The organism is Kitasatospora azatica KCTC 9699 (assembly GCF_000744785.1).
Lineage (GTDB): Bacteria > Actinomycetota > Actinomycetes > Streptomycetales > Streptomycetaceae > Kitasatospora > Kitasatospora azatica.
Window position 1 is genome coordinate 2,187,969 of sequence record NZ_JQMO01000002.1, and the last position, 25,666, is coordinate 2,213,634.

Genomic DNA, 25,666 nt, shown 5'->3' on the forward strand with positions numbered 1-25,666 from the left:
ACCGATGGCGTCGACGCGCACCTTCCCCGTCAGGCGGGTCCGCTCCGCCGGCCGGTTGTCAGGCGCTCGCAGCACTCCGGCGTCGCTGCGGCTGCGTGTCCTCGCCCTGCTGCTCTGCGTCGCCGCGCTGTGGGCGACGATGGGGCTGACCTTCGGCGGGGCGCACGGGGCGGTGTCGGACGCCGATGCGAGGGCGGTGCCGGCGGTTGCCGACACCGCGCAGGTCGGGTACTTCCTGGCGGACGCCGACCGGGTCGCGGTCGAGAGCCTGCTGTCGGGGACGATGCGGCTGAGCGGGCCGGGCCAGCGCTACCAGGAGGACCTCAAGAACGCGCACCAGGCACTGGCCCAGGCCGCCGAGCACGATGCGACGGGGGCGAGCGGCAGCGGGAAGCTTCAGACGGTCGAGGGACTGCTGGTCGACTACACCAGTCTGGTCGAGCAGGCCCACGCCAACGCCGGCCAGAGCGTGCTGGCCGGCGCCTACCTGAGCTACGCCTCCCGTCTGATGCAGGCGCCGGACAGTGGCATCCTCGCCCGGGTCGAGAAGCTGCGGCGGGACGAACGGCAGGCGGTGGACCAGCACCGGCAGAGCCCCTGGCTCGCGCCCGGCGTGCTCCTCGGAGTGCTCGCCCCGGCCGCCCTGGGCCTGGCCCTGCTGGTCGGCACGCAGCGCTTCCTCAGCCGCCACTTCAACCGGCGACTCAATCCGGCGCTGCTGGCGGGCTCCTTGCTGCTGGCCGGGCTGGCGGGCTGGGGTCTGGTGCAGAGCCTGCACACCGACCGGGCGTTCGACTCGGCGACCGCTGCGCTGGACAACCTCTCCGGCGCCTGGCAGGCCCGTGCCCTCGCCGCCCAGGCCTCGGCCGGGGACGCGCTGGCCGTGGTCGAAGGTGATCCCGCCGAGTCGTTCCCCGCCGGCCTCGTCGGGTATGCCGATCAGGTCCGCGATCTGGTGCAGAGCGACTCCGCCCCCACCGACCAGGACACCACGGCCCAGGTGATCGACTCCTTGGAGAAGTTCAGGGCGGCCAACGCCGAGGTGGAGCGGCAGGCGGCCGGGCGGGATCCGGCCGCGGCAGCGACGGTGCTGGGCCGGGGCCCGGCCCAACTGGGCGGCAGCGGCGCCGCCCTGGACGCCGGGCTGAGCCGGCTGACGGTCCTCGCCCAGCAGCGGCTCGGCGCCGCCCAGTCCTCGGCGGGCGCCGAGTTGGGCCTCGGCCCGGGCCTGCCGCTGCTGAGCGTCACGGTGGCGGGACTGTGCCTGCTCGGGTTGTGGCCACGAATCGACGAGTACCGGGGGGTGCGATGAACGGCCCACGGGTTGCGGTCCGAGGCGCGAGCCGCGCATGGCCGAGGGCCGTTCTGGCGCTGCTCCTGGTCGCCCTCTGCGGCTTGACGGCCTGCGGCAGCGGCCGCCCCCAGCAGGTCGTGCATGTGCTCGGCGGCTGGACCGGCGAGGGGCTGGGCGGCGGCGAGCAGGCCAAATTCCTGGCCATGGTCGCGCCGTTCGAGCAGCGGACCGGGATCAAGGTGGTCTACGAGGGTTCCCGCGCCGCGGACAGTGTGCTGGCCGACCGGGTCGCCGCCGGCAACGCGCCCGACCTCGCGGTGCTGTCCAGCCCCGGGAAGCTCACGCAGTACGCCAAGGCCGGGCAGCTGACCCCGCTGGACGGCGCGCTCAGCCTCCCGGGGCTGGCCGAGCAGTACGATCCGAGCTGGCTGCGGCTGGGCAGCGTGAACGGGAAGCAGTACGCGGTGGTCGTCAAGGCGACCCTGAAGAGCCTGCTCTGGTACTCGCCCAAAGCCCTTGCCGCGCACGGCTGGCGGCCGCCCGCCAGCTGGGACGAGCTGACCGCGCTGGACCGGCGGATCGCCGCCACCGGAACCTCCCCGTGGTGCATCGGGCTGGAGGACAGCTCCGGCTCAGGCTGGCCGGGCACCGACTGGCTGGAGGACATCGTCCTGGCACAGTCCGGCCCGGAGGTCTACGACCAGTGGACAGCCGGCAGCCTGCCCTGGTCCTCCCCGCAGATCCGCCGGGCGTGGCAGACCTGGGCCGACGTGGTCGCCGCCGCGGGCATGGTGCGCGACGGTCCGCGGGGCATGCTGCTCTCCAACTTCGCCGCTGTCGGCGAGCCGCTGTTCACCACCTCTCCGGGCTGCTACTTCGACCACGAGGCCTCCTTCATCACCGACGACTACCTGAAGGACGGTCCGCTGATCGAGGCGGGCCGGGACTTCGACTTCGTTCCCTTCCCGCAGCTCGATCCGGCGTTCAGCGGCGCCCGGGAGGTCGGCGCGGACCTGCTCGCGATGTTCCGTCCGACCGCGGCCGCCCGCGACCTCATCGCCTACCTCAGCACCCCCGAGGCCCAGTCGATCTGGGTGCAGCGCGGCGGTGCGCTCAGCCCGAACCGGCTGGTCACCCCGAGCAGTTACCCGGACGATCTGTCGGCGCGGCTCGGCAAGCTGCTGACCGGCGCGAGCGCCGTGCGGTTCGACGCCTCCGACCAGATGCCCGCCGCGATGCAGTCCGCGTTCTCCTCGGCGGTCCTCTCCTACGTCGACGACCCGTCCCGGCTGGACGCCCTCCTCGCCGACCTGGACCGGGTGCGGGCCACCGCCTACGGCTGAGCCGCGCGAGGCGCCCGCCGCGTTGAAGCGAATCCGGCTACCGCCGCTCCCCCGGGCCGAACCGGCGCAGCACCAGCGCCTCCGTGGCCGCCAGCGCGTAGTACAGCACCACCGAGGTCACGGTCAGCAGCACGACCGCAGCCCACAGGTGCTCGTACTCGAAGGTGGACCCGTCCTGGAGCATCGCGTACCCCAGGCCCCTGCCCGTGGCCAGCCACTCCACCAGCATGGCTCCGACCATCGCACCCGGCACCGCCACCCGGGCGCCGGCGAACAGCGCGGGCAGGGCGCTGGGCAGCAGGACCCGGCGGGCGATCGTCCAGGGCCCCGCGCCGTACGCGCGGCAGAGGTCGACCGCCTGGCGGGAGGCGCTGCGCAGGCCGAAGGTGATGGTCACCAGCGCGGGGAAGAAGACCACCACGCCGCTCACCACGGCGGCGGCGGCCAGGCCCCGGCCGAAGACCAGGGTGATCAGCGGGGTCATCGCCACCAGCGGCACCGAGCGGACGGTCAACGCCAGGGGCAGGAAGGTCTGTTCGACGGCTTTGACCAGGACGAAGAGCAGCGCGACCACCAGCGCGGCGAGCAGCCCCGAGACGAAGCCCACCACGGCGTCGAGCAGGGTGGTGCCCAGGCCGTGGGCGAGCAGCGAGCGGTGCACGGCGGCGTCGGGTTCGCTGCTGAGGTAGTGCCAGACGTCCAGCGGCGTCTTGGCGATCAGCGGATCGAGGCTGAAGCCCTTGACCAACGCCCACCAGGCCGCGACGACCAGGGCCGCGGAGGCGACGACGGCGAGCAGGCGGCGCACGACGGCAGTGGCGGTCACAGGCCCTCTCCTGCCGTGGTGTCGCGGGCCCACGGGGTGGCGAGGCGCCCGAGCAGAGAAGTGAGCAGGTAGCCGAGTCCCGCGACGGCGCCCGAGACCAGCGCGATCCCCCAGGTGCGCGGGATGTCGAGCTGCTGCTGACTGATCGTCATGGCGACGCCCAGGCCGTTGTCCACCCGTCCCAGGTACTCGCCGATGATGGCGCCGAGCAGCGCGGCCGGTGCCGAGATCTTCAGCGCCGCCAGCGTGCTGGGCAGCGCGGCGGCCAGCCGGACCCGGCGCAGCTGCTGCCACCGCCCCCCACCGTAGGCGCGGACCAGGTCCAGGCTGGTCGGATCGGCCGAGCGCAGGCCCAGAAGTGCGCCGATCAAGGTGGTGAAGAAGACCGAGAGCCCGGCCATCACCACCATCGGCTGGTCACCGTCGAGGGTGAGCGCCAGCAGCGGGCCGATGGCGATCACCGGCATGCAGTAGGAGGCGACGGCGAGCTGCATGACGACCCGTTCGAGCGCGGGGACCAGCAGCACCAGCAGCGCGCAGAGCAGCGCGACGGCGTTGCCCGCCAGGTAGCCGGCGAGCGCCTCCCCGCCGGTCTGGCTCAGGTGCGGCTGGTAGAACGCCCAGCCGTCGGAGGAGAGTTTGCCGACCACCGCCCACGGTGTCGGCACCCCGGTGGAGAGCACCGTGAGGGCGAGCAGCGTCCACAGGCCCAGCAGCGCCGCGACACCGACCGCGGTCGGCGTCCAGCGCCGCACCGAGGCCCTCACCTGGCATCGCCCGGGAGCGCGCCGCCGAAGAGCAGTTCGGACAGCTGGTCCTGGTAGGCGTGGAACTCGGGGGTGCGCATCATCTCCGGGGTGCGCGGGCGCGGCAGGTCGATCGGCACCACGGCCGCGATCCGGCCCGGCCGCGGCGTCATCACGGCGACGGTGTCGCTGAGCAGCACGGCCTCGGTGATGGAGTGGGTGACCAGCAGCGTGGTGGTGGCGCGGGCCTGCCAGATCCGCTGGAGTTCCAGGTTGAGCCGCTGACGGGTCATGTCGTCGAGCGCGCCGAACGGCTCGTCCAGCAGCAGCACCGCGGGTTCGACCACCAGCGCCCGGGCGATCGCCACGCGTTGGCGCATCCCGCCGGAGAGCTGAGCGGGGCGGGCCTTCTCGAAGCCGGTCAGTCCGACCAGCTCGACCAGCTCGGCGATCTGCTCGGGCTGCGGGCGCAGGCCCGCGATCTCCAGCGGCAGGCGGATGTTGGCCTCGACGCTGCGCCAGGGCAGCAGGGCGCTGTCCTGGAAGGCGATGCCGAGCTGGTGGCGCTGCTGGACGGTGCGGGGTGACTCGCCGTGCACGGTTGCGGTGCCAGCGGTGGGGTCCTCCAGCCCGGCGAGGATGCGCAGCACGGTGGACTTGCCGCAGCCGGAGGGGCCGAGCAGCGAGAGGAACTGCCCCTGCGCGCTGTCCAGGTCCACGCCGTCCAGCGCGGTGGTCCGCCCTCGGCCCAGCCGGAACTCCTTGCGCAGGTCGCGCACGGAGAGTCCGGACGGGGCGTCGGCCGGCGGCGCGCCTGGGCCAGGCCCGAGGGCTTCGGCGGGCGCCGGGGTGTGGTTCATTGAAACTCCTGCGATGGGTGGCTCAGGTGACTCAGTCGGCTCAGGTGACTCAGTCGGCTCAAGTAACTCGGGCGGCCCAGGTGACTCGGGCGGCTCAGGTGACTCGGGCGGCTCAGATGAGCGAAGGGTCGGCCTTGTAGATCTCGTTGATCAGCGAGAGGTCGAACAGTTGCGCCGACGTGATGTCCACCCCGGCGATCTTGAGGGTGGCGATGCTCTTCGCCACCAGGTCGTCGGTGACCGTGAAGATGCCGTTCTTCGTGGTGTCGGCGGTGACGATGAGGGCGTTCTCCGACTTGGACTCCAGGGTCTGCTCGGCCTCGTCCAGGCCCAGATCCTTGCCGTAGGTCCCGACCGCCAGCTTCGCTCCGGCGACCGGGTCGGTGATGTTGTCCTTCCAGCCGCGGATCTCGGCCCGCAGCAGTGCCTTGATCGCCTCGCGCTTGGTCTTGATCGCCTCCTCGGTGGCGATGTAGACCGAGCTGACCATCGGGTAGTCGTGGTCGGCCAGCGCGAAGGTCACCACGTTGAGGCCCTTGGCCCGCAGGGTGTTGGGCTCGTTGGTGATGTAGGAGAACCAGCCGTCGACCTGACCCTGGGTCAGCGGCGTGGGGTCGAACTGCACCGGCACCTTGGTGATCTTCGAGGCGTCCAGCTTGGCGGCCTTGAGGAAGGCGTTCCAGATCGACTCGTTGATGGCCTGGACGCCGATCTTCTTGCCGTACATGTCCTCCGGCTTCGCGATCGGGTTCGAGGCCATCGAGAGGATGGCGTACGGGTTCGCCTGGTACTGCGCCGCGACGACCTTGAGCTTGGCGCCCTTGAGGATCGCCGCGCCGGTGATGTCCGGCGAGGTCAGGCCGAGCAGCGCCTTGCCGCCGCTGACGTCGGCCTCCGCGGACGGCGCGCTGGGCCCGCCGGGGACCAGGGTGACCTTGCTGAACCCCTCGGCCGCGTAGTAGCCCTTGCTGTCGGCGAGGTAACTGCCCGCGAACTCCACGTTCTTGACCCAGCCGAGGCGCAGTGCGGCGGTGCCGAGGGAGGGCTTGCCGGAGGCCGCCCCGGAGGCGGCGGTGCTCGAGGCCGGGCCGCTGCTGCCGCAGGCGGCGAGCAGCGGCCCGCCGGCCACCAGCAGGCCGCCCAGTCCCAGGGTCCGCGCCAGGAACGCCCGCCGACCCGGGTCGGACTCGCCCGGGCGGTTTCTGTCCAGAGCTCGCTCAGCGTTGTTCCGCTGCACGGCAACCCTCCTTGCTCGCTCGCGGATCCGGCCTGCTTCAGCGGGCGCGTCTCCACGCGTAGACATCGATCGTGGGAGGAAGCTAGGCGGCCGGCATTGCACCGATGTTTCCCGGCTGTGTCCGGGCGGGAACCACTGCACCTCGGCGGCGTCGGTGCGGGTCTCGAGCGGGTGCCTTCGCAGGCACCGCCAGGCAGACGGTCGGCAGGCCGAGCCGCGCGGGCAGTCCGGGCGGCGGCCGCCTGATCCGGCGGCGCGCCTCCCGAACGGCGGCTCAACGCTCCCTTGCGGTCAGCCGAGAGCGATCGAGTTCCCGGACACCGTCACCTTGGCTTCCGGCAGCGGCTGGGTGGCCGGGCCGTTCGCCACACTGCCGTCGCTGATCTTGAACTTGCTTCCGTGGCACGGGCAGTTGATCGTCCCGCCGGCCACGTCCTGGACCGCGCAGCCTCGATGGGTGCAGACCGCCGAGAAGGCCTTGAACTCGCCCGGGGCGGGCTGCGTCACGACGACCTTCTGCTCCTTGAAGACCATGCCGCCGCCCACGGGGATGTCCGAGGTGTTGGCCAGCGGAGCTCCGCCGGCGGCAGGCGAGTGGCTCGCGGCCGGCGAGTCGCTCGCGGTCGGGGCGGGCTTGTTGGACGCCGGCGGCGTGATCCCGGCTGCTGCGGATGCGGAGTCGCCGGCAGCAGGTGCCTGCGCCGTCGCCGGCTTGTCGTTGCCCGAGCACGCGGCCAGGGCGGCCACCAACCCGGTACCGCCCGCGGCCGCCACTACCGCGCGGCGCGTGGGGAATCCTGTCGCTCTGGAGCTTTCAGCCACTGCGTGTTCCTGTTCGGTGAAGAGTGCCGGTGACACGGGTCCGTGATCGACCGGGGAGCGCGTTGCCCGCGTTCTACCGCTCATACGTTCGCCGACGGCTCTGCGCTCAATTCGGCGGACGAGTTTCTGCCGGCCGCGCGTCTTTCGCCCGGGCTACCGCGTCAGGGCACGGTCGGCCGCCCCAATGTGAACGCTAACTTTTACTTGACTGTTCAACTAGGCCCCGGGTTGACTGGCACACCTCAAGTCCGCGCACATCGCCTCCAAGCGCAGAGGACGCCCATGCCCCTGTACTTCATCCGCCATGGCGAATCCCAGGCCAACGAACAGAATCGTTTCGCCGGGCAACTGGACACCCCACTCACCGACCTCGGCGTCCGCCAGGCCGAGCAGGCCGCTCGGCGGGTCACCGCACTCGGTCTGAAGCTCGACGAGGTGCACGTGTCAACCCTCGGCCGGGCTCGCCGGACCGCCGAGATCATCATGGCCGGCCAGCAGCACCGCCCCGACCGACTGGTCGTCAGCGAGTCCCTGATGGAACGTGACTTCGGGATCTTCAGCGGCCGCAACAAGAGCCTGGTCAAGAAGAGCATCGGCTTCGCCGGCTACTCCGAGGCGTTCCACTCGCACACCGGCCGACCGCCCGGCGGGGAGAGCTGGCGCGAGATGTACGACCGGGTCGCCGTCTACTACCACGACGTCCTGTTGCCCGCGTCCGACGCCGGGCGCACCGTGGTCGTCGTCGCCCACAAGTACATCGTGGAGATGTTCGCGATCGCCGCCGCGGGCCTGCCGCCCGAGCGGTACCGCGATCTGAAGATCCCCAACGCCCGCCCCCTGACCGAGGACGACCTGCGGCGCGCCGCCAACGCGCCGGCTGCGGCCGGACTGCTCAACGACCTCGGCGAGATCGTCGAGATCCGGCTGCCGCTGCTGGTCGCCCTCGCGGCCGCCGCCGGCGTCGCCGCCCAACTGCTCGCCGGCGTACACGTGCCGCCCTGGGTGTTCGCCACCTCGATGACGCTGCTGCTAGGGGTGGGGACCTTCTTCACCTTATTGCGCGTCGACCCGCACACCCTGCGCGATACGCCGGGCAGCATACGTCCCGCCCTGCCACTGCTCCTGGCCCGGTTCGCCGTCGGACTGGCTCTGCTGTGGGGTGGGAGCAGCAGCCTGCCGCTCGAACTCGCCGGGCTGTTCCTACTGCTGCCGCCCGCCCTGATCGCCCCGACCCTGTCCCTGCTCTGGGGAGGTGACTACTTCTTCGCGGTACGGCACACCGTCGCCGCCTCGGTCGTCATGCCGGTGGCGCTGCTCGGCGCCCTCGCCATCGCACCGACCCGGGAGACCCACTCGGGCGGCGGCCTCGGTGCGGCGCTGCTCAGCTACGGCGCCGTGCTGCTGGTCGCCCTGGTCCTGCCCGGAATCGGGGCACAGGTACTGCGCCGCCGTGACCCCATCCGCGCCGGCGCCCTCAGCACCAACTGGAACTGGCTCGGCGGCCTCGCCCTGGTACCGCTCGCCGGACTCGCCACCTTCGCGCTCACCCCTGCGGACGTCCGCGACATTCCCCACCTGGCCTGGCAACTGCTGCTGGTCATGGCCGCCACCGGTGCCCTGCTCGCCGCCCTGCGGCTGCTGACCGTCGCGTTCCTGCGGCTGCGGCGCCCGACCGCCGGGCTCGGCCGCGACCTGATCATCACTCAGAACACCCCGAACGTCTTCCTGTGGCTGGCCATGGCCGCGGTCCTGGCACCCGCCGCCGGCTCCCACCCGTCCGTGATCGGCCTGGGCGTCGCCCTGGTCTTCTTCCTCGCGGTCTACGGCGACGAGCACGTCTTCCGGTACGGCCACTCCCAGGACCTGCGGGCCGCCATCCGGCGGGCCCGCCCACCGGTGCTCACCACCCCCACGCCCCAGTAGCGCCATGAGCGGCGAAAGCTCGACCGGCTGGACCTCTTCAACCGCCTCAACGGAGACGATCACCTCGCTCATCAGGTGTTCTCTCAAGATCGGGAGTTACACCGAGGGCCGTACCGACCCGGGCATGTCGAAGGGCGTGCGGTAGGAGGGCGCCTGGGTGCGCAGGCCGAGCCGCAGGGTGAGGCGGACCGTGCTGGAGCGGGGCAGTTCCACTTGTAGCCAGGGCCCTTCGACCTGCGTCGTGCGGGTGGTGACTGTCGGGGCCGTGTGACCGTAGTCGTACAGGTCGCCGATCCAGGAGGGGTCCTCGCATGCGGTGTGATCGACCGTGCGGATGGTGTGTTCGGCGAAGGCGCCGGCCTGGACGATCACCGAGCGGGCGAGTTCGGGGTCGAGGTTGACCAGGTCGACGACCGTGGCGTCCGGGTCGATGGACGACACCAGGGCCGCGACGCCGACGGGCAGGCCGGGGCGGCGGGCGGCGGCGTCGTAGTAGCGCACGCGCGCCTGCTGCAGTCCCCCGTTGTAGACCACCTGGGGGCCGCCCCAGGTCAGTTGGACCAGTGCCTCGGTGACGACGGGGTTGGACTGCTGCCACAGGTGGATGTCGGCTTCAGGCACCTCCCTGTCACGGTAGAGCTCCATCCGGGTCAGCCGGTGACGTACCTGGGCCTGGGCGGCGGCCAGGATCTTCTCCGGGTAGTCCGGATTGTCTCCCGCCAGGAACGCCAGCCAGGGCTCCTCATGCCCGGCTTCCTCCTTGCTGCGGAAGGAGCGGACCGTGCGCCAGTCGTGTCCGGCGGCAGCGCGCAGGCGCTCGATGCGCTGCTGGTCGGCCTCCGACGCCGTGTGGTGCCACAGCGCGGTCGGCACCGCCATCAGCATGGGGTTGTAGTCGAACCAGCCTTCGTCCTTGTAACGCAGCGGCACGTGGAAGGTGGGGGTGCGTACCTCCTCGGCGAGCTGGGGGATCCACTTGGAGCGGAGACTGGAGTCCGCCGCGGTGAAGGGCATCACCTTGCCGTGCGAGATGACCTCGTCCAGAGCGGGGCGTACCAGGTCCAGGTAGGAGTCGTCGCCGGTAACGGCGGCGCCCGCCAGCGCGGCGACGATCGCCGCGTGCCCGATGCTGTACCAGCCGTGCGGCCAGGACCAGCCGTAGTGGCCGCCGTACCAGCGACCCTCCAGCAGGCCGCCGACCGTGCCGTCGGGGGCGACGTTGTCGGGCAGGATCCCGCCGTTGGCGGCGGCGCGGTTCCGCCAGGCCCCGACGTACTCGGTGATCCAGTCCGCGTAGCGCTGTTCGCCGGAGAGCATCCAGGCGTTGTGGACCAGGCCGGCGGCGGCCAGGTTGACCGCGGTGTCGCCGGAGCCCATGCGGCGGCGCATCTCCTCGCCGAGGCGCGGGTCGGCCTCCAGCGGCGGCTGCGGGGCCCCGGCGGGAAGGATCCAGTCGAGCGGGAAGCCGTACGTCCGGGCTTCGTTCGGCAGCCAGGGGTAGGCGTCGCCGTCGAAGAGTCCTTCGCGGTCGGGGTCGCTGCCGTTGTGGGGCCGGCGGATGGTGCGGTGTTCGGGGTCGTAGTTGCCGTGCGCGGGGTTCACGTACAGGTCGGCGAAGCGCAGTGCCCGCCCGGCCCACCGGTCGGGGGCGGCCATGCACAGGAAGTACAGCAGGAGCAGGCTCTCGCCCTGGTGGAACCAGTCATAGCCGCGCTCGTACTCGTTCTTGAGCATGCCCAGCTCGGTCAGCTGGTGTGTGACGCCCTCCCAGTGCCGCTCGGCCTGTCGCAGGATGTCGTCCGAGCCGCCGAGCAGGTAGAGCTGCGGCCAGTTGAAGAAGACCTCGTAGAAGTCGTCCGCGCCGTCGCGGGTGGTCAGTTCACCGGTGTAGCGAAGCCGCCCGTCCGGGCCGGTGAAGTCGGCCGCGAACCGGCGCCGGGCCCGGTCCAGCAGATCGAACAGCTCGCGCTGCGCGATCGCCCAGCCCGGCGGTTCGAGCAGCGGCACCGAGGCCGTGAGGAGGGGATGCATCAGGGACAACTCCGTTCAGGCACGCGAGGCGACCGGCTGGGGTCAGTTCTTGTTGGCGCCGGCGAGCAGGCCGGAGACCAGGAACCGCTGGGAGAACAGGAAGACGGCCAGGACGGGCGTGATCGCCAGCAGCGTGGCCAGGGCCAGTTCGGGACGCTGGACCGACACTGTTCCCACGGTCGGGTTGAACTCGGGGACCGAGTTGAGCAGTATTCCCAGGCCCACCTGGACGGGGTACTGGTTGCTCTCCGGCAGCATCACGTAGGGCAGGTAGTAGTTGGTCCAGTTGGCGACGAAGCTGAAGAAGCCGACCAGGGCGACGACCGGGGCCGCCAGCGGCAGCGCGATCCGGCGGAAGACGCCGAATTCCGAGCAGCCGTCGAGCCGGGCCGCGTCCAGCAGTTCCCGGGGCAGGGCCGTGCTGAAGTAGATGTAGGTCAGGTACACCCCGAACGGGTAGAACGCGTACGGCAGGATGATCGACCACATCGAGCCGATCAGGTGCACCACGTTGAGCTCCAGGAACAGCGGTACGACCAGGGCGGCGCTCGGCATCAGCATCACCACCAGCGTGGCGATCAGAAGCACGTGCCGGCCGCGGAACTCCATCATCGCCACGGCGTAGCCGGCCGGTACCACCGCGCACAGGGTGATGGCCAGCGCGACGAACGAGTAGACGGCCGAATTCCGCAGCCAGGTGAAGATCACGCCACCCTGGTAGGCGGTCAGGGAATCCCAGTTGGCCTTCAGCGCGTGGAGGGAGCCGAACGACAGGGGACTGCTGTGCGCCAACTGCTCGTCGGTCTTGGTGGCGGCCAGCAGCAGCCAGAGCACCGGCAGCACGAAGAAGACGAGGAACAGCAGCAGCACCAGGGCCGGCAGCGGGTTCACGCGGCCTCGCCCGGTCCTCCCGGCCGGACCGGCCCCGGCGCCCTGCCGGTCGAGGGGGGCGACGGAGCGCCGCCCGATGTCAGTCCGCATCGAAGAACCCTGATCTGGCCACGAAGACGCCCGTCGCGGCCAGTCCGACCACCAGGAGCCCGACCGAAATGGCGGCCGCGGTGTTGACGTCGTTGTTCAGGAACGCGAAACCGTAGGCGAGTTGGTTGAGCGAGTAGTCCCGGCCCGCGACGCCCAAGCTCGCCTGGGACAGCAACTGGGGTTCGATGAACAACTGGGTACCGCCTGCGAAAACGAGGACGACCATGTAGACGATCCACTTCCGCAGCAGCGGAATCTCGATTCGCCAGGCCGTCTGCCAGGCTCCCGCGCCGTCGATCCGCGCGGCCTCCAGGACATCGGTCGAGATGTTGTTCAGCGCTCCGTACATCACCACGATCCAGCCGCCCGCCCCGGTCCAGAAGGCCATGAGGGTGAACAGGATCGGCAGGTGGCCGGGGGCGATGACCTCGCCGAAGGAGTGGTAACCGAGGGCCCGCAGCAGGAAGTCGACGGGACTGACCGCGGGGTCCAGCACGAACAGCCACACCATGACGCCGGCCGCCCCGGCCAGCGCGCCGGGCACGTAGTAGAGGAACCGCAGGGCCCTGCTCACGCCCTTCAGTGCCAAGCGGTGCAGCAGGAGAGCGAGGCCGACGACGAAGACGACCAGCGACGTCAGCCAGCACACCAGATACAGGGCCAGGTGCCAGACGGCGGGAGCGAACCGAAAATCGTTCACGGCGGTGGAGAAGTTGGACAGGCCGGTGAAGGAGCCCCCGACGTCGGTGAACGCGTAGTAGATCGCGTAGCCGGTCGGCACCAGGCCGAAGGCGATCAGCAGCACCACGTAGGGCGCGACGAAGGCGTGCCCGGCCCGGCCGGGCCACCGTGCGCGCAAGCTCCGCGCAGTGGCCCGGCCGGTCTCGACGTGGTGCGAGGTCACTGCGTCACCGTGTAGCCGTCGGCGCGGGCGTAGTCGACGATCGCGTTCTGCCAGGTCGGCAGGAGGGAGACCATCGACTCCCCCGCGGTCAGCTTGGGGGTCATCGTGGCTGCCCAGACGGCTTCCTGACTGAACTCGCCGTATCCCCAGCCGGGCCAGACCTGGCCTGCCGCGGCCTGCAGCGGTCCGGCGATGTCACCCACGTAGTAGCCCGAGGCGGCCTGCTTGGCCAGCCAGTGCTCGGCTGCGGGAAGGTAGGCGGGGTAGCTGGGGGCGAGGTCGGCCTGGTAATCGTCCGAGGTCGTCACCCATGTCATGAAGGCCGTGCCGGCCTCGAGGTTCGCGCTGTGGGCGGACAGCAGCCAGGTTCCGCCACCCACGTTGCCCACGGTGGTGCCGGCCTCGGCGGACCATCTGGGCGTCGGCGCGACGGCGAGCTGGCCCGCCGGGGTTTTGAAGGTGTCCTGGAACAGCGCGCCGCCGAACCAGGACGGGCCGGGCATCAGGAGGATCTTGTCGGCCTGGTTCTTGCCGAAGTCCGAGCTGAAGACGCTGCTCAGCGACATCGTCTTGTTCTCGATCAGCGTGTCGAGCAGCGACGCCATGCGCTTGCAGTTCTCACCGGTGGCTTGGACCGTCACCGTCTTGGGACCGGTGATCTGGTTGGCCCCGCACTTGCTCGCCCACATGTAGATCTCGGGTGCGAAGGCGTCGCCGACCGAACCCACCAGATACCCGGGGTGTTCGGCGGCCACCTGCTGCCCGAGCGCCTGGTACTGCTCCCAGGTCTGCGGGACCTGGTAGCCCCATTTCTTCATCAGTGGCGCGTTGTACCACAGCACCGTCTGGGCCAGGTCGTTGCGCAGGCAGTACAACGTGCCGTTGACCGTACAGGGAACGTTGGCGTCCTTCGCCCATTTGGACAGCGTTGAGTCGGGGATGAGGCCCTTGTTCAGTGGGGCGGTGAAGCCGGCGTCCACGGCCCAGGTGGTCTCGTTGTTCTGACTGCTGAAGACCACGTCCGGCCAGCCCTTGCCGGTGCGGTTGAACAGGTCGACCTTGGTGCGCAGGTAGCCGGAGCCGTTGGCGTCCCCGTCGTAGGTGACGATGTCCATCTTCACCTCGGGGTGCTCCTGCTGGTACAGCTTGGCGGCCGCCAGGCGGGTGGAGTCCACCCATACCGTCAAAGTGCCGCCGGTCTGCTTCACCGGATGGAAGCCTCCGGCGGACCCGCCCGTTCCACCGCTGCCGCACGCGGCGACGGCGGCCATCACGAGAGCGCCGGCCACGACCGGCAGGCCGGTGCGTCTGCGGGGTCCGCCAGCTGTCTTCGCGCCGACCGCACGGACATTCGCTGTCATGAACAACTCCACTATGTCGTGGCGCCCGTCCACCACCGGGATGCGGGCCGAACATGTCGCACTTCCACAGGCCCGTTCACGGTCTGGCACTGCGGGTAGCCCCAGGAGGCGTTGAACTCCCTCATGTCAAACCTTCCGGACGGAGCGAAGCCGTGCTTTCTTCGCACATGGAAGCCCTCATGTCGAGGCTCGTCAGAATGATGAGCGGGTTAATGCCATCGGCATTCTATAGATGCCCCCAGCGTTTATCGCTGCGCGCCTTTTCTTAGGCGGAAAAATCCCCCAGGGGGACTATTACTAATACTTTTATCGGCGGTATGAGTGGCAGACGAAAGCTGCGACGGGACATCGGCTGCGCACCGCGTGGGGGATGATGACCGCCCTCGCCTCGCTCCCGGACGCCGCGACCGCCACCGGGAGCATCCGATCGGACATCGACCCGACCGACATGTTCGCCGCCCTCACCGGCTTCGGCGGGACTGTCGCAGCCGAGTACGAGACCGGACCGATCAGTCTCGGCGGGGGACGAGGGCGCCATGATCCCGTGTCAGGGGAACCACCGATCACTGATGCAACTCCGGCCACGCGCCGGCGTCGACCCGACCTCGGACCCGCTTACACCACTCGGTCAGACCGTCCGGAACCAGCAGACGTCCCCGGAGTCGGGCGACTTCCCCAGTGCCTCCAGCTCCGCCCGGATCCGGGCCAGTGTGCCGGCCGCGTCCAACTCCCATGGTACGAACGGGTTGCCCGGGAGGGCCTCGCTGAAGTCGCCTGCACGGGCGCCCTCGGCGAGCAGGTCGCGGATCAGCCGCAGGCACAACTCCCGCTCCGCCGGGACCGAGTACTCGTCACCGAGCAGCTTCGCCGCGGCGCCCGTGATCACCGAGAACCCGAGCCAGTCCTCGCGGACGTAGTCGCTCAGGTAGGAGAACTCCTCGAGATACTCCGAGGGGGTGAACATCATTCCAGCCTCTCAGGATTGCGGAATGTGCAGACGCTTGACCGGCAGGTCAGGGACGTTGTTGAAGTCGATCGTATCGCCACCCGAGTCGGAGAAGTCCCGGAACGAGATGGTGACCTTCGGGTCGCCGGAAAGCTGCCAATTCTCAAGGTTACCCTTTGGTAGCGTCCTGGTCTCCGGCGGCCCGAGGCGGTCGTAGAGCTCCTGCTTCACCTGGTCGACCTGTTCCTGCGTGACCATGCGCACCCCCGTCGCGCTCTCCTCGCCTATCAAATTGCCGTCGGAGTCGGTGAGGATCTCGCGGACCGCCTGCGACTTCTCGGCCAGAGTCAACTGGGCGGGATCGGCGGCGGGATCCTCCGCACGGGTCTCGGCATCGGTCAGTTCCTTGTCGAGCGTCGTCTCGACGTCGGCAGTCTCGGCATCCGCGGTGGCCAGCTCCGGGACGCTCTCCGCGGCCGTCGTGAGTTCTGTGTCGAGGGTGGCGACCCCCTCCGCGGCGATGTCGGTGAGAGCGGCATCGGCCAACGCGTCCGCGCCGCCGACGATCGCGGCCGCCTCGGCCGCATCCAGGCCGGCCGCCGCACCGTCGGACATCCCGAGGGTGAACACCGTGCCGAGCACGCCCAGGGCCGTGGTCACGCCGATCGCGATGCCGGCCTCGGCCAGCTGGTTCTCGAACTCGCTGTGCGCCTTGTCGATCGCGTTGGCGTAGTCGTCGCAGGCCTTGGCCAGCACTGTGCAGGCAAGCTTCGCGGTGGAGAGCGGTGCACCACCGCCCGGGTCGCCGTCCTTCCAGACGTGCCCCCAGAACCGGCCCATGGCGTCCACCGACTCGCTGGTATTGGTGTCCGTCAGGCCCTGCACGGTGAGTTGCAACGAACCGGCGAGGTCGTCCAGCGCGCCTGCTGCCGTGCGGTAGGCGCCGGCCGCGGTCCGCAGCTGGTCCTGGTGCCCGTCGGGCCAGTGCGAGTCCAGCGGCGGTGGCCAGTCGTTGCTCCCCGGGCCGACACAGGTCGGCGGCGCCGGGTAAACGATGTCGGCGTACACGGCGGGCGGTTGGTAGGTGTCCGGCCCGAGGGCCGAGGGCAACGCGTTCGAGTGGTGGTCAGCCTTGAGGTAGTTGTTCGCCGTGCCGACCAGCGCGGTGGAGGCCTGCCCGAGCGCCCGGACGGCCGCGGACATCGTGTCGAACAGCTTCGTGGCCGCCGGGTCATAGCTCTTGGCGAATCCCGTGCCCCACTTGTCGTCGCCTGCCATCCCCGCCGAGTTCTGCAGCACGGAGTTGAGGGCCGAGCAGGCGGCGTCCAGTTTGTCCTGACCGCCCGCGAAGGCGAGGGCCGCCTGCTGGAGGTCCGCCGGAGTGATCGCGATCGGGCCGCCGCCACCGCCGTCGGTGACCGCACGGGCCGTCATACATTCCGCCAGATAGCGCGGTTGGCGCTCTGCGCGGCGCGGTAGTTCCCGTGTGCGGTACCGGTCAGCTCGTGCAACTTGCGCAGATCCGCGTGCAGTTCACGCGAGGTGCCGCGCCAGTGGGCGAACGCGGCGTAGAAGGCGTCGTGCGCCTCGCCCTGCCAGGAGCGGGCGATCCGCTCCAGTGCCTGGTCCAAGTCGGTGAGCCACTCCTCCAGACGGTCGGCGCTCGCGCCAAGTCCCGTGTGCAGCTGATCCATCGAGCCGAAATCGACCACCAGACGATCGGTCATGTGCCCTCCCCGAGCAAGCAACCTGTGTGCAACAGTACCGACGCCCGAGTGTTGCGGCAGTCCCCGATCCGTCTCGATCTCGTCCCAACTCCCGCCTGAGCGGCGCGAGAACGCGTCGTCGGCAGCACCCATCGCAAGCCCAGCGGCTGCTCGCCTCGGTCGGGCCCGCCTTCCTGGAAGGCACCGCTGGCACTGCCCTCGCCCTGCTCGGACCCGCCATCGACAGGGCGTACGGCTCCCGCGCGAACCGCGCCTACCTGCGTAGACGCGGAATCGGCTGCACGATGGCTCCCACGGAGGTCGACCGCCGAGGTGCGACAAGGCCGACTACAAGGAACGAGTCCATCGCTAGTGCCGCGTCAGGCAACCTTTGCCCGTCAAGGAGCGGCGTCCGGTGCGTGCTCTCGGCGTGCCGGCCGGAAGTCCTCGTACTGGACGTACTTGGGCTTTCGGCCGGTGCGGCGAGAGTGCGTGCCGGGCGTCGCGACGGGGCGAAGGTTGCCTGACGCGGCACTAGCTAGGACATGCTCCAGTCCACGGGCTGCGCGCCCTGCTTGATCAGCAGGTCGTTCGCGCGGCTGAAAGGCCGCGAGCCGAAGAAGCCGCGGTCGGCCGACATCGGGCTGGGGTGCGCCGACTCGATCGCCGCGGCACCTGGCCCAGCAGCGGGCGCAGGTTGCGGGCGTCGCGGCCCCAGAGGATCGCCACCAGCGGGCCGCCGCGCGCCACCAGGGCGCGGATCGCCTGCTCGGTGACCTCCTCCCAGCCCTTGCCGCGGTGCGCCGCCGGCTTGCCGGGCGCGGTGGTCAGCGCCCGGTTGAGCAGCAGCACCCCCTGCCGGGTCCACGGCGTCAGGTCACCGTTGCTGGGCGGCGGAGTGCCGAGGTCCTGGCCCATCTCCCGGTAGATGTTGACCAGACTGCCGGGAAGGTTCCGCACCTGCGGGTCGACCGACAAGCTCAGGCCGACCGCGTGCCCGGAACCCGGATCCGATCACCGCGCCCGACCTGGTGGATTCAGCTCGCCCGCTCCGACCTGATTCATGGTGGGCTGCGCCTTCCAGCGAGGACGCTTTTCCTCCTGGTCAGCGTCCCACCCTGCTACGGGCGCGGCGCAGTGTCTCCACCTCCATGGCGAACGCCATGCCCCCATCGCCGAATGTCACCTCTGGCATCGGCAACTGCAGCTTCGACGACGCGAAGGGTCAGAACTCAACAGCCCAAAGTGGGTCACGGTTCACCGCCGCCGACAACGCCCACCCCGTTACCCGGCGGGCCCAGCCCACATCGGCCGGTGAAGTGGCCCTCCGCAGTTGCCGCGACGTCGGCAGCGCGACGCCTCCCGTGTGCGCGAGGGCCGCTCGACGACATCACAGCCGACACGCAGACGGCTGCGGCCTCGAATGCCTGATCGGAAGTGGGATCTTGAGCGACGAGGGGGCCTGCGTATCCCTTCGCCGACACCTTCGCCGACACCAGCTGGGCAAGCCTGTCGGCGGGGGCGGTCCTTGCCGCGTCGCCCTGGGTGCCGGACGTGTTCGGCCCGCTCGTACGAGCGCCGGGGAGATGGACCGTGCGGCGGAGCACCCGGGCAGGTGCCCCGCCGCACGGCCGAGCCTCAGATCCTGCGGAGGTAGATCTGCGGGTTGCTGCTGTTGGTCCACCCGGGAACGAGATCGGAGGCCCAGGAGTAGAAGACCACGTACTTCCCGGACGCGGTCAGACCGCCCGCGTATCCGCCGCCCCCGCTCTCGTTGGGCGCAGTCGTCACCACGCGCGTGTTCTTGCACAGCAGGTCACGCACGAAGACGTGGTAGCCGGAGGCCAGGGGCTGTGACACCAGGTTCGTGGACAGTGACTGGAAGGAGACGTACCGCCCGTCGGCCGACAGCGAGGCAGCGCGGCTCCCGCTCCAGCCGTTGCCGGATTGGCCGTCCAGACCGATGGATGCCTTGACCGTGGTGCCGGTGCGCAGGTTGCGCACGAAGATGTCTCCCGTGGGGTTGGCCGGCCCGTCCGAGGTCAGCCCGTTCGCGCCCGACATGAACGCCACCGTGCTCCCGTCCCGCGAGATGACGGGGTCGGTGCTGGAACTGCCGGTTCCCTGGGCTCCGGTGCTGCTGACCGACACCCGGGTGACGGTGCCCGTCCTCAGGTCCCGGACGAACACGTCGTAGTTGTTGTTGGTGTCGCCGGGGACCAGGTTGCTCGCGAGTGACGAGAACGCCACGACCCTTCCGTCGCCCGAGATCGCCTGACCCTGGCTGAAGTCCTGTGCCGGCTGTCCCGCCTGGTTCGCGGAGACCAGGACGGTGGTGCCGCGCCGCAGGTCACGCGCGTACACCAGAGCGCTCGACGCGCTTCCCACCCCGGGAACCAGGTTGGTGGAGCTGGAGGTGAACACCACCGTCTTGCCGTCGTCGGACACCGCTGCCGGACTGTGGTAGCCCGGCAGCACGCCGTTGTTCGCCTGACTGCCGTCCGCGGCGAGGGACACCCGGGTGGTCACACCCGTCGCCACGTCGTACTCGAAGACGTCGGACGAGCCGTTGGTGTCGCCGGGGACCAGGTTCGTCGCGTAGGAGTAGAACACGATGGTGCGGCCGTTGGGCGTGATCACCGGAGTGTCGCTGCTGAAGTCGCCAGGTGTGCCACTCGCAGAGGCGGACACCAGCTTGGTGGTGCCCGCGACGACGTCCCGTATGTAGATCTGAGCCGGGGGAGGCGGGGCGTCCTCGTCGCCGGGCGGAGGCGTGGGTATCCCCGCGACCAGGTCTGTGGAGCTCGACTGGAAGACCACCAGACGGCCGTCCGCGGAGACGCTGGGCATAGTGCTGTAGCCGTTCCCCGCCACGCCGCTCTGCGACGCGGAGATCGGGATCACAAGGCTGGCGGGTGGGGCCGGGGAGGCGGGGGCGGCCACAGCGGGGCTCACAGCGAGGAGCAGCGCGGCGGATGCCGCACCCAGGACGGCGGGACCCCTGACGGGCAGTCGGCGGCGTGCTGCGGTAGGACGTGGCATATGTGCTCCGATCGGTAAGGAGGAGGCGCGGCCCGTCCGGTGACCTCGTAGTGGCGGTCCCGGAGAGTTGCGCTGCAAACGGAGAGACAGGGAAGGCGCAGACGCAGGTCACGCGTGCACGGATCGGAACCCGATAGCCGCAGCCGGACCGAGTTGTCGATGGACATCCGTATCCGTTCTGATGTCTCCCCAGAGCTGATTGTTAGCGCAAACAATTACTATGTCAACCAGCCCTGGATCTGGAACGGATGCCCTTCCGGGGCTCAATTTCGCGCATCAATCTGGCTGATATGAACGGGGTCTGACGTGTACTCACATGGTTGGTGATCTCTCGGTCCTGGAGGCGAAAGGACCGTACGGGTGCGACATTTCTTGCTCGCTCCGCGGGCAGGCCGGAAGTCGGTGATGGGATTGTCGGCTCCCCCGCGTCGCACCTTGCCGCGGTGGGGAGCCCTACCGTTCGGAGGTTCGTCGAAGCGCCCGACATGCAGTCGGGGGAGGAGCGGTTCTCCGCGAAAGGGGCCATCGTTTGCGCTAGCAGGCGATCCGTCGAGCCCTCGCGGCGCGCGGATGCGGCGCTCCGCCCGACATCATCGCCGAGTTGACCGAAGGTCTTGACGACAGTCCTGTGAGCGCTCAGAAGCGATTCCCAAACCGAAGGTAGGGTCACGGAGTCAATCAAGGAACCCGCCGAAGTTAAACGCCAAGCTTAGGGCAGCCGCCAGTCCACAGGCTGGCTTCCCTGGTTGACCAGCAGGTCGTTGGCGCGGCTGAACGGGCGGGAGCCGAAGAAGCCGCGGTCGGCAGACATCGGGCTCGGGTGCGCCGACTCGACAGCCGGCACCGGGCCGAGCAGCGGGCGCAGGTTGCGCGCGTCGCGCCCCCACAGGATCGCCACCAGCGGGCCGCCACGGGCCACCAGGGCGCGGATCGCCTGCTCGGTGACCTCCTCCCAACCCTTGCCGCGGTGTGCCGCCGGCTTGCCGGGCGCCGTGGTCAGCGCCCGGTTGAGCAGCAGCACACCCTGCCGGGTCCACGGCGTCAGGTCACCGTTGCTGGGCGGCGGACCACCGAGGTCCTGGCCAAGCTCGCGGTAGATGTTGACCAGACTGCCGGGCAGGTTCCGCACCTGCGGGTCGACCGCGAAGCTGAGACCGATCGCCATGCCCGGGGTGGGGTATGGGTCCTGCCCCATGATCAGGACCCGCACCTCGTCGAACGGCTGTTGGAAGGCGCGCAGCACGTTCGGCCCGGCCGGCAGGTAGGTGCGCCCGGCGGCCAACTCGCCGCGCAGGAACTCGCCCATGGCGGCGACCCGCCCGGCCACCGGCTGCAGGGCTTGGGCCCAACCGGGTTCGACGATCTCATGCAGGGGACGTGGTGCCATACCGCTCACCCTATCGGCCCAGCCCTAGCCGACCGGACGCCCGCGCAGCACCACCAACTGCGGGTCCGCCAGCACCCGCACGTCCGCGCGCGGGTCGGCGGCGTAGACCACCAGGTCGGCCGACGCCCCCTCGGTCAGGCCGTCCCGGCCGAGCCATTCGCGGGCTCCCCAACTGGCTGCCGAGAGCGCCTCGGTGGCGGTCAGGCCGGCCTTGACCAGCTCGGCCACCTCGGCGGCGACCAGTCCGTGCGCCAGCGAGCCGCCGGCGTCGGTGCCGACGTAGACCGGGACGCCCGCCTCGTGCGCGGCGCCGACGGTGTCGTAGCGGCGCTCGTGCAGCCGGCGCATGTGGGCGGACCAGGCCGGGAACTTCTCCTGCCCGCCGTCGGCCAGCTTGGGGAAGGTGGCGATGTTGATCAGGGTCGGCACGATCGCCACCCGCCGCTCGGCGAAGAGCGGGATCAACTCCTCGGTCAGGCCGGTGGCGTGCTCCACGCAGTCGATACCGGCGGCTAGCAGGTCGGGCAGCGACTCGGCCGCGAAGCAGTGCGCGGTGACCCGCGCGCCCTCGGCGTGCGCCGCCGCGATCGCCTCGTTCAGCGCGTCGGCCGGCCAGCAGGCGGCCAGGTCGCCGCGGTCGCGGTCGATCCAGTCGCCGACCAGCTTGACCCAGCCGTCGCCCCGCCGGGCCTCCTGGACCACGTAGGCGGCCAGGTCGCCGGGCTCGATCTCGTGCGCGTAGTTGCGGATGTAGCGGCGGGTGCGGGCGATGTGCCGGCCGGCTCGGATGATCTTCGGCAGGTCCTCGCGCTCGTCGATCCAGCGGGTGTCGGCGGCCGAGCCGGCGTCGCGGATCAGCAGGGTGCCGGCCTCCCGGTCGGTCAGCGCCTGCTTCTCGCTGGTCGCCTCGTCGACCGCGCCGTGCGCGTCCAGGCCGACGTGGCAGTGCGCGTCGACCAGGCCGGGCAGCACCCAGCCGGCGACCGTCCGGACGTCCCGGGCGCCGACCGGCGGCTGGTGGCTCACCCGGCCGTCCAGCACCCAGAGTTCGTCCCTCACCTCGTCGGGGCCGACCAGCACCCGCCCCTTGATGTGCAGCACCACGCCATCCGTCATGCCCGCACTCTATGCCGGGCCGGAGTGGATCTTCCGCCTACCACAGGATCTTGACAGGCTCATTGACTACACATGACAAGCGTGATTGACTCATTACCAGGCCCTCTCCACGCGGAGCCGGCCGGGTCGCATCCGCCCATTCGACCCGGCCGCTCCAGCGGCTCGCCGCCCGCGACGCGCCTGTCTCCGTCGCCGCCGTCGAGCCCGCGCCCGGGCTCGACGGGACCACCCCCCGGTCCCGTCGAGTCCGGGCGCAGCCCATCCCCATCCTGTTCAGCCGCCCGCCACCTGCCGGCCGCATGCTGCTCACCCGTCTTCGACAGGGTCCCTCTCAGGCGAAGTTGGCTATACAACTTCACGAGAGCCGAAGGACTCGCCATGCCCGACCCAGCCCGTTCCCCGTACTGGCTGCGCGACAACTGCCCCTGCACCCAGTGCCGGGACCCGCGCACCGACCAGAAGCTCTTCCAGATCACCGACCTGCCCGCGGACCTCGCCGTGGCCGCCAGCACCACGCGGGACGGGCAGCTGGAGGTGCTCTGGTCGGACGGCCACCGCTCGCGCTACCCGCAGGACTGGCCGGCCACCCCGGGCGGGGACGACCGGCGTACCGAGCAGGGCAAGCAGCTCTGGCAGGCCGCCGACTTCGCCGCCGGCATCCCCGAGGCGCAGTGGTCGGCGTACCTGGCCGACCCGGCCGAGCAGGCCGCCGTGCTGCGCGCGGTACAGCGCTTCGGCTTCGTGGTGCTGCGCGAAGTGCCGTGCCGACCGGGGCAGGTGCGCGCGGTGGCGGAGAGCTTCGGCTACGTCCGGCAGACCAACTACGGCGAGCTGTTCGACGTCCGGGTCGAGCCGGACCCGAACAACCTGGCCTTCACCAGCGTGGCGATCGCGCCGCACACCGACAACCCGTACCGCGACCCGGTACCCACCCTGCAGCTGCTGCACTGCCTGGAGAACGCGGCCGTCGGCGGCGACTCCGGACTGGCCGACGGCTTCCGGGCCGCCGCGCTGCTGCGCGCCGAGTCGCCGGCCGACTTCGCGGTGCTGACCCGCACCCTGGTGCCGTTCGTCTTCCGCGACCGGCGCACCGAGCTGCGGGCCGACCGGCCGCTGATCGAGACCGACCCGCGCGGGCGGATCCGCGAGGTCCGGTTCAACAACCGCTCGATCGGCCGACTCGACCTGCCCACGGCGGAGTTGGACGCCTTCTACGCCGCCTACCGACGGTTCGCCGAGATCACCCTGCGGCCCGAGCTGCAGCTGGAGTTCCGGCTGGGGCCGGGCGACTGCCTGGTCTTCGACAACGTCCGGCTGCTGCACGCCCGGACCGCTTTTGAGCCTGGGGGCACCTCCCAGTCCCCCGAGGGGGCTGGGGGAGGGCGCCGGCACCTGCAAGGGTGCTACGCCGACCTGGACTCGCTGGCCTCCACCCTGGCGGTGCTGGACCGGCGCACGGCCGCGCTGGACGAACTGCAGGAGCTGTTCGAGCGGGAGGGCGCACAGGAGTACCTGGGCGAGGCGGTGACCCAGGCCGAGCACATGCTGCAGGCGGCGGCGCTGGCCCGGGCGGCGGGGGCGCCGGACCACCTGGTGGCCGCGGCGCTGCTGCACGATGTGGGTCACTTCTTCGACCAGCACAGTCAAGGAGCGGTGACCGGGCGCCAGTTGATGCAGGGCCAGGACAACCGGCACAGCGACACCGGCGCCGACTGGCTGGCCCAGTGGTTCGGCCCGGCCGTCACCGAGCCGATCCGGCTGCACGTGGCGGCCAAGCGGTACCTGTGCACGGTCGAACCCGCCTACCGGGCCGGCCTCTCGGAGGCCTCCGAGTACACCCTGCTGGTGCAGGGCGGCCCGTACGACGCCGCGCAGGCCGCCGCCTTCGCCGAACTGCCGGGCGCGGCGGACGCGATCGCCGTGCGCCGCTGGGACGACCAGGCGAAGGCGGTCGACGCCGGAACGCCCGGCTTCGAGGAGTTCCGCCCGCTGCTGGCCACCCTGATGGCCAGCGCCTGACGGCCGGCAGCCGGCGCCAGGTCCTGTCCGGCCCTAGTCGCTCTCCCGCGCGTGCCGGGAAAGCGCCGAGGTGGCCAGCGAGTTGTGCACGCTGAAGGCGACCGTGCCGGGCAGGTAGCGGTCCTGCGACCACTCCACCGGGCGCCCGGTGGGGTCGGTCGTGCGGCGGCGTTCGCGCAGCAGCGGGGCGCCGCGGCGGCAGCCGAGCAGCTTGGCGTCCTCGGCGTTGGCGGTCACCACGTCGATGGTGTGGTCGGCGTCGGTGAACAGGATCCCGTGCTCCCGCAGGTGTTCGGTGTGCGAGACCACGTCGGCCGGCAGCTGGGCGACCAGCACGCCGACATGGGGCGGGTAGATGGTGCGCTCCACCATCACGGGGGTGCCGGACAGGGTGCGCAGCCGCAGCGTCACGTACACCTCGGCGCCCGGGTCCAGCCGCAGCTGCTCGCGCTCGGCGGCGTCGGCGGGCCGGCGGATCAGCGACTCCAGCCGGCCGCCCGGCTCCTCGCCCATCGAGCGCGCCCAGTGGGTGAAGCTGAGCAGCTCGGAGAAGCTCTGCACGCGGGCGTTGCCCAGCACCACCCGCCGGGTCCCGCGCCGGGAGGTGACCAGGCCGTCGGCGCGCAGCACCGCCAGCGCCTGGCGCACGGTGCCGCGCGAGACGCCGTAGCGCTCGGCCAGCGCGCCCTCGGCGGGCAGCCGGCCGGCCTCGCCGTAGGCGCCGGTGGTGATCGCCTCGCGCAGGTCGGCCGCAACCCGGCGGTAGAGGGCGCCACCGGCGTCAGGACCGTTCTCCTGGCCCGCCGCGTCCTCCTGGCCGTCCAACTGCATCGCGTTCTCCGTCACGCTCGTTCCCACCGGTTCCCCCTCCCAGATCAAGTGTCCGGCCCACGTTCGCGGCATTGGACGGGTCCGACCCTATCCGTTCGGCGTCGGCCGTTCGCGCACCACATGGGCGGTTATCCACCATCCGGGCAGCACCGTTCCCGCAGCCGCCCCCTGTTCTGGGGCGCCCGTTCACCTTCCCGTCACCGGGGTCCGGCGTACTTGGCGGCGTCGGAGGAAGTTGGCTGGCCAACTTGATGGCCAATCAGGCCCCGACTCACCCCTCCATGTCGCAGC

At 70.7% G+C, this 25,666-nt stretch carries 20 protein-coding genes and 1 pseudogene; 4 read left to right on the forward strand and 17 right to left on the reverse strand.

What is annotated here, in order from left to right; translation table 11 throughout:
- Window positions 1-4: 4 nt before the first annotated feature.
- Together BR98_RS10020 and BR98_RS10025 are read left to right on the forward strand one after the other, a co-directional pair.
- Window positions 5-1,312, forward strand: coding sequence for a hypothetical protein (locus tag BR98_RS10020; RefSeq protein ID WP_035841824.1), 1,308 nt, complete (start codon window positions 5-7; stop codon window positions 1,310-1,312).
- An 83-nt stretch (window positions 1,313-1,395) separates the two neighbouring features.
- The gene (locus BR98_RS10025; protein WP_198042152.1) at window positions 1,396-2,637 is read left to right on the forward strand and encodes an ABC transporter substrate-binding protein; all 1,242 of its coding nucleotides are present in this window, start codon (window positions 1,396-1,398) and stop codon (window positions 2,635-2,637) included.
- Window positions 2,638-2,674: 37 nt separating this feature from the next.
- Here BR98_RS10025 and BR98_RS10030 read toward each other — a convergent pair whose 3' ends face one another.
- The 5 genes from BR98_RS10030 to BR98_RS10050 form a co-directional block, all read right to left on the reverse strand.
- Window positions 2,675-3,463 carry an ABC transporter permease gene (locus BR98_RS10030; RefSeq protein ID WP_035841826.1) on the reverse strand — a complete coding sequence of 263 codons (789 nt, stop codon included), beginning with the start codon at window positions 3,461-3,463 and terminating at the stop codon, window positions 2,675-2,677.
- The gene (locus BR98_RS10035) at window positions 3,460-4,218 is read right to left on the reverse strand and encodes an ABC transporter permease (RefSeq protein WP_035841828.1); all 759 of its coding nucleotides are present in this window, start codon (window positions 4,216-4,218) and stop codon (window positions 3,460-3,462) included. The genes BR98_RS10030 and BR98_RS10035 overlap by 4 nt, the downstream gene beginning before the upstream one ends.
- Before the next feature lie 8 nt (window positions 4,219-4,226).
- Window positions 4,227-5,069 (reverse strand): ABC transporter ATP-binding protein, encoded by an 843-nt coding sequence (locus tag BR98_RS10040; RefSeq protein WP_035841830.1) that lies wholly within the window; start codon window positions 5,067-5,069, stop codon window positions 4,227-4,229.
- 112 nt (window positions 5,070-5,181) lie between these two features.
- Window positions 5,182-6,306 (reverse strand): ABC transporter substrate-binding protein, encoded by a 1,125-nt coding sequence (locus BR98_RS10045; RefSeq protein ID WP_232247313.1) that lies wholly within the window; start codon window positions 6,304-6,306, stop codon window positions 5,182-5,184.
- Between the two features lie 291 nt (window positions 6,307-6,597).
- A complete protein-coding gene (locus BR98_RS10050) occupies window positions 6,598-7,128 on the reverse strand; it encodes a Rieske (2Fe-2S) protein (protein WP_035841832.1) in 531 nt (176 codons plus the stop codon).
- A gap of 282 nt (window positions 7,129-7,410) precedes the next feature.
- On the opposite strand from BR98_RS10050, the gene BR98_RS36190 reads away from it, so the two are divergent.
- On the forward strand, window positions 7,411-9,051 hold the full coding sequence (locus BR98_RS36190; protein ID WP_051969532.1) for a histidine phosphatase family protein: 1,641 nt from the start codon (window positions 7,411-7,413) through the stop codon (window positions 9,049-9,051).
- A 96-nt stretch (window positions 9,052-9,147) separates the two neighbouring features.
- On the opposite strand, the gene BR98_RS10065 is transcribed toward BR98_RS36190, so the two are convergent.
- The 11 genes and pseudogenes from BR98_RS10065 to BR98_RS10115 all read right to left on the reverse strand — a co-directional run bounded on the left by BR98_RS10065 (window position 9,148) and on the right by BR98_RS10115 (window position 22,525).
- Window positions 9,148-11,082 carry a hypothetical protein gene (locus BR98_RS10065; RefSeq protein WP_035841834.1) on the reverse strand — a complete coding sequence of 645 codons (1,935 nt, stop codon included), beginning with the start codon at window positions 11,080-11,082 and terminating at the stop codon, window positions 9,148-9,150.
- Window positions 11,083-11,124: 42 nt separating this feature from the next.
- Entirely contained in the window at window positions 11,125-12,063 is a 939-nt protein-coding gene (locus BR98_RS10070; protein WP_083976220.1) for a carbohydrate ABC transporter permease, read from the reverse strand.
- The gene (locus BR98_RS10075) at window positions 12,053-12,922 is read right to left on the reverse strand and encodes a carbohydrate ABC transporter permease (protein WP_051969651.1); all 870 of its coding nucleotides are present in this window, start codon (window positions 12,920-12,922) and stop codon (window positions 12,053-12,055) included. The genes BR98_RS10070 and BR98_RS10075 overlap by 11 nt, the downstream gene beginning before the upstream one ends.
- Before the next feature lie 41 nt (window positions 12,923-12,963).
- The gene (locus BR98_RS10080; protein ID WP_035841838.1) at window positions 12,964-14,328 is read right to left on the reverse strand and encodes an ABC transporter substrate-binding protein; all 1,365 of its coding nucleotides are present in this window, start codon (window positions 14,326-14,328) and stop codon (window positions 12,964-12,966) included.
- Between the two features lie 628 nt (window positions 14,329-14,956).
- Window positions 14,957-15,292, reverse strand: coding sequence for a hypothetical protein (locus BR98_RS10085; protein WP_157537572.1), 336 nt, complete (start codon window positions 15,290-15,292; stop codon window positions 14,957-14,959).
- Window positions 15,293-15,304: 12 nt separating this feature from the next.
- The gene (locus BR98_RS10090) at window positions 15,305-16,708 is read right to left on the reverse strand and encodes a WXG100 family type VII secretion target (protein WP_035841840.1); all 1,404 of its coding nucleotides are present in this window, start codon (window positions 16,706-16,708) and stop codon (window positions 15,305-15,307) included.
- Window positions 16,705-17,001 carry a WXG100 family type VII secretion target gene (locus BR98_RS10095; protein WP_035841842.1) on the reverse strand — a complete coding sequence of 99 codons (297 nt, stop codon included), beginning with the start codon at window positions 16,999-17,001 and terminating at the stop codon, window positions 16,705-16,707. The genes BR98_RS10090 and BR98_RS10095 overlap by 4 nt, the downstream gene beginning before the upstream one ends.
- Before the next feature lie 517 nt (window positions 17,002-17,518).
- A pseudogene (locus tag BR98_RS10100) lies at window positions 17,519-17,988 on the reverse strand (uracil-DNA glycosylase); the annotation flags it as partial.
- 630 nt (window positions 17,989-18,618) lie between these two features.
- Window positions 18,619-19,830 (reverse strand): TolB family protein, encoded by a 1,212-nt coding sequence (locus BR98_RS10105; RefSeq protein WP_035841844.1) that lies wholly within the window; start codon window positions 19,828-19,830, stop codon window positions 18,619-18,621.
- Window positions 19,831-20,731: 901 nt separating this feature from the next.
- Window positions 20,732-21,409 (reverse strand): uracil-DNA glycosylase, encoded by a 678-nt coding sequence (locus tag BR98_RS10110; protein WP_035841846.1) that lies wholly within the window; start codon window positions 21,407-21,409, stop codon window positions 20,732-20,734.
- A 24-nt stretch (window positions 21,410-21,433) separates the two neighbouring features.
- Complete coding sequence (locus BR98_RS10115; RefSeq protein WP_035841848.1) at window positions 21,434-22,525, reverse strand: amidohydrolase family protein; 1,092 nt, start codon at window positions 22,523-22,525, stop codon at window positions 21,434-21,436.
- A 378-nt stretch (window positions 22,526-22,903) separates the two neighbouring features.
- On the opposite strand from BR98_RS10115, the gene tmpA reads away from it, so the two are divergent.
- A complete protein-coding gene (tmpA, locus tag BR98_RS10120; RefSeq protein ID WP_035841850.1) occupies window positions 22,904-24,544 on the forward strand; it encodes a 2-trimethylaminoethylphosphonate dioxygenase in 1,641 nt (546 codons plus the stop codon).
- A 33-nt stretch (window positions 24,545-24,577) separates the two neighbouring features.
- Here the strand turns inward: tmpA and BR98_RS10125 are convergent, their stop codons facing one another.
- Window positions 24,578-25,375, reverse strand: a complete 798-nt coding sequence (locus BR98_RS10125; protein ID WP_051969533.1) for a GntR family transcriptional regulator — start codon at window positions 25,373-25,375, stop codon at window positions 24,578-24,580.
- Window positions 25,376-25,666: the final 291 nt, after the last annotated feature.

Bases quoted from the DNA above. Each gene is read 5' to 3' on its own strand.
- BR98_RS10115 (WP_035841848.1), bottom strand. From the start codon at position 22,525: ATGACGGATGGCGTGGTGCTGCACATCAAGGGGCGGGTGCTGGTCGGC.
- BR98_RS10065 (WP_035841834.1), bottom strand. From the start codon at position 11,082: ATGCATCCCCTCCTCACGGCCTCGGTGCCGCTGCTCGAACCGCCGGGC.
- BR98_RS10095 (WP_035841842.1), bottom strand. From the start codon at position 17,001: ATGACCGATCGTCTGGTGGTCGATTTCGGCTCGATGGATCAGCTGCAC.
- tmpA (WP_035841850.1), top strand. From the start codon at position 22,904: ATGCCCGACCCAGCCCGTTCCCCGTACTGGCTGCGCGACAACTGCCCC.
- BR98_RS36190 (WP_051969532.1), top strand. From the start codon at position 7,411: ATGCCCCTGTACTTCATCCGCCATGGCGAATCCCAGGCCAACGAACAG.
- BR98_RS10105 (WP_035841844.1), bottom strand. From the start codon at position 19,830: ATGCCCAGCGTCTCCGCGGACGGCCGTCTGGTGGTCTTCCAGTCGAGC.
- BR98_RS10085 (WP_157537572.1), bottom strand. From the start codon at position 15,292: ATGTTCACCCCCTCGGAGTATCTCGAGGAGTTCTCCTACCTGAGCGAC.
- BR98_RS10080 (WP_035841838.1), bottom strand. From the start codon at position 14,328: ATGACAGCGAATGTCCGTGCGGTCGGCGCGAAGACAGCTGGCGGACCC.
- BR98_RS10070 (WP_083976220.1), bottom strand. From the start codon at position 12,063: ATGCGGACTGACATCGGGCGGCGCTCCGTCGCCCCCCTCGACCGGCAG.
- BR98_RS10040 (WP_035841830.1), bottom strand. From the start codon at position 5,069: ATGAACCACACCCCGGCGCCCGCCGAAGCCCTCGGGCCTGGCCCAGGC.
- BR98_RS10125 (WP_051969533.1), bottom strand. From the start codon at position 25,375: ATGCAGTTGGACGGCCAGGAGGACGCGGCGGGCCAGGAGAACGGTCCT.
- BR98_RS10020 (WP_035841824.1), top strand. From the start codon at position 5: ATGGCGTCGACGCGCACCTTCCCCGTCAGGCGGGTCCGCTCCGCCGGC.
- BR98_RS10110 (WP_035841846.1), bottom strand. From the start codon at position 21,409: ATGGCACCACGTCCCCTGCATGAGATCGTCGAACCCGGTTGGGCCCAA.
- BR98_RS10090 (WP_035841840.1), bottom strand. From the start codon at position 16,708: ATGACGGCCCGTGCGGTCACCGACGGCGGTGGCGGCGGCCCGATCGCG.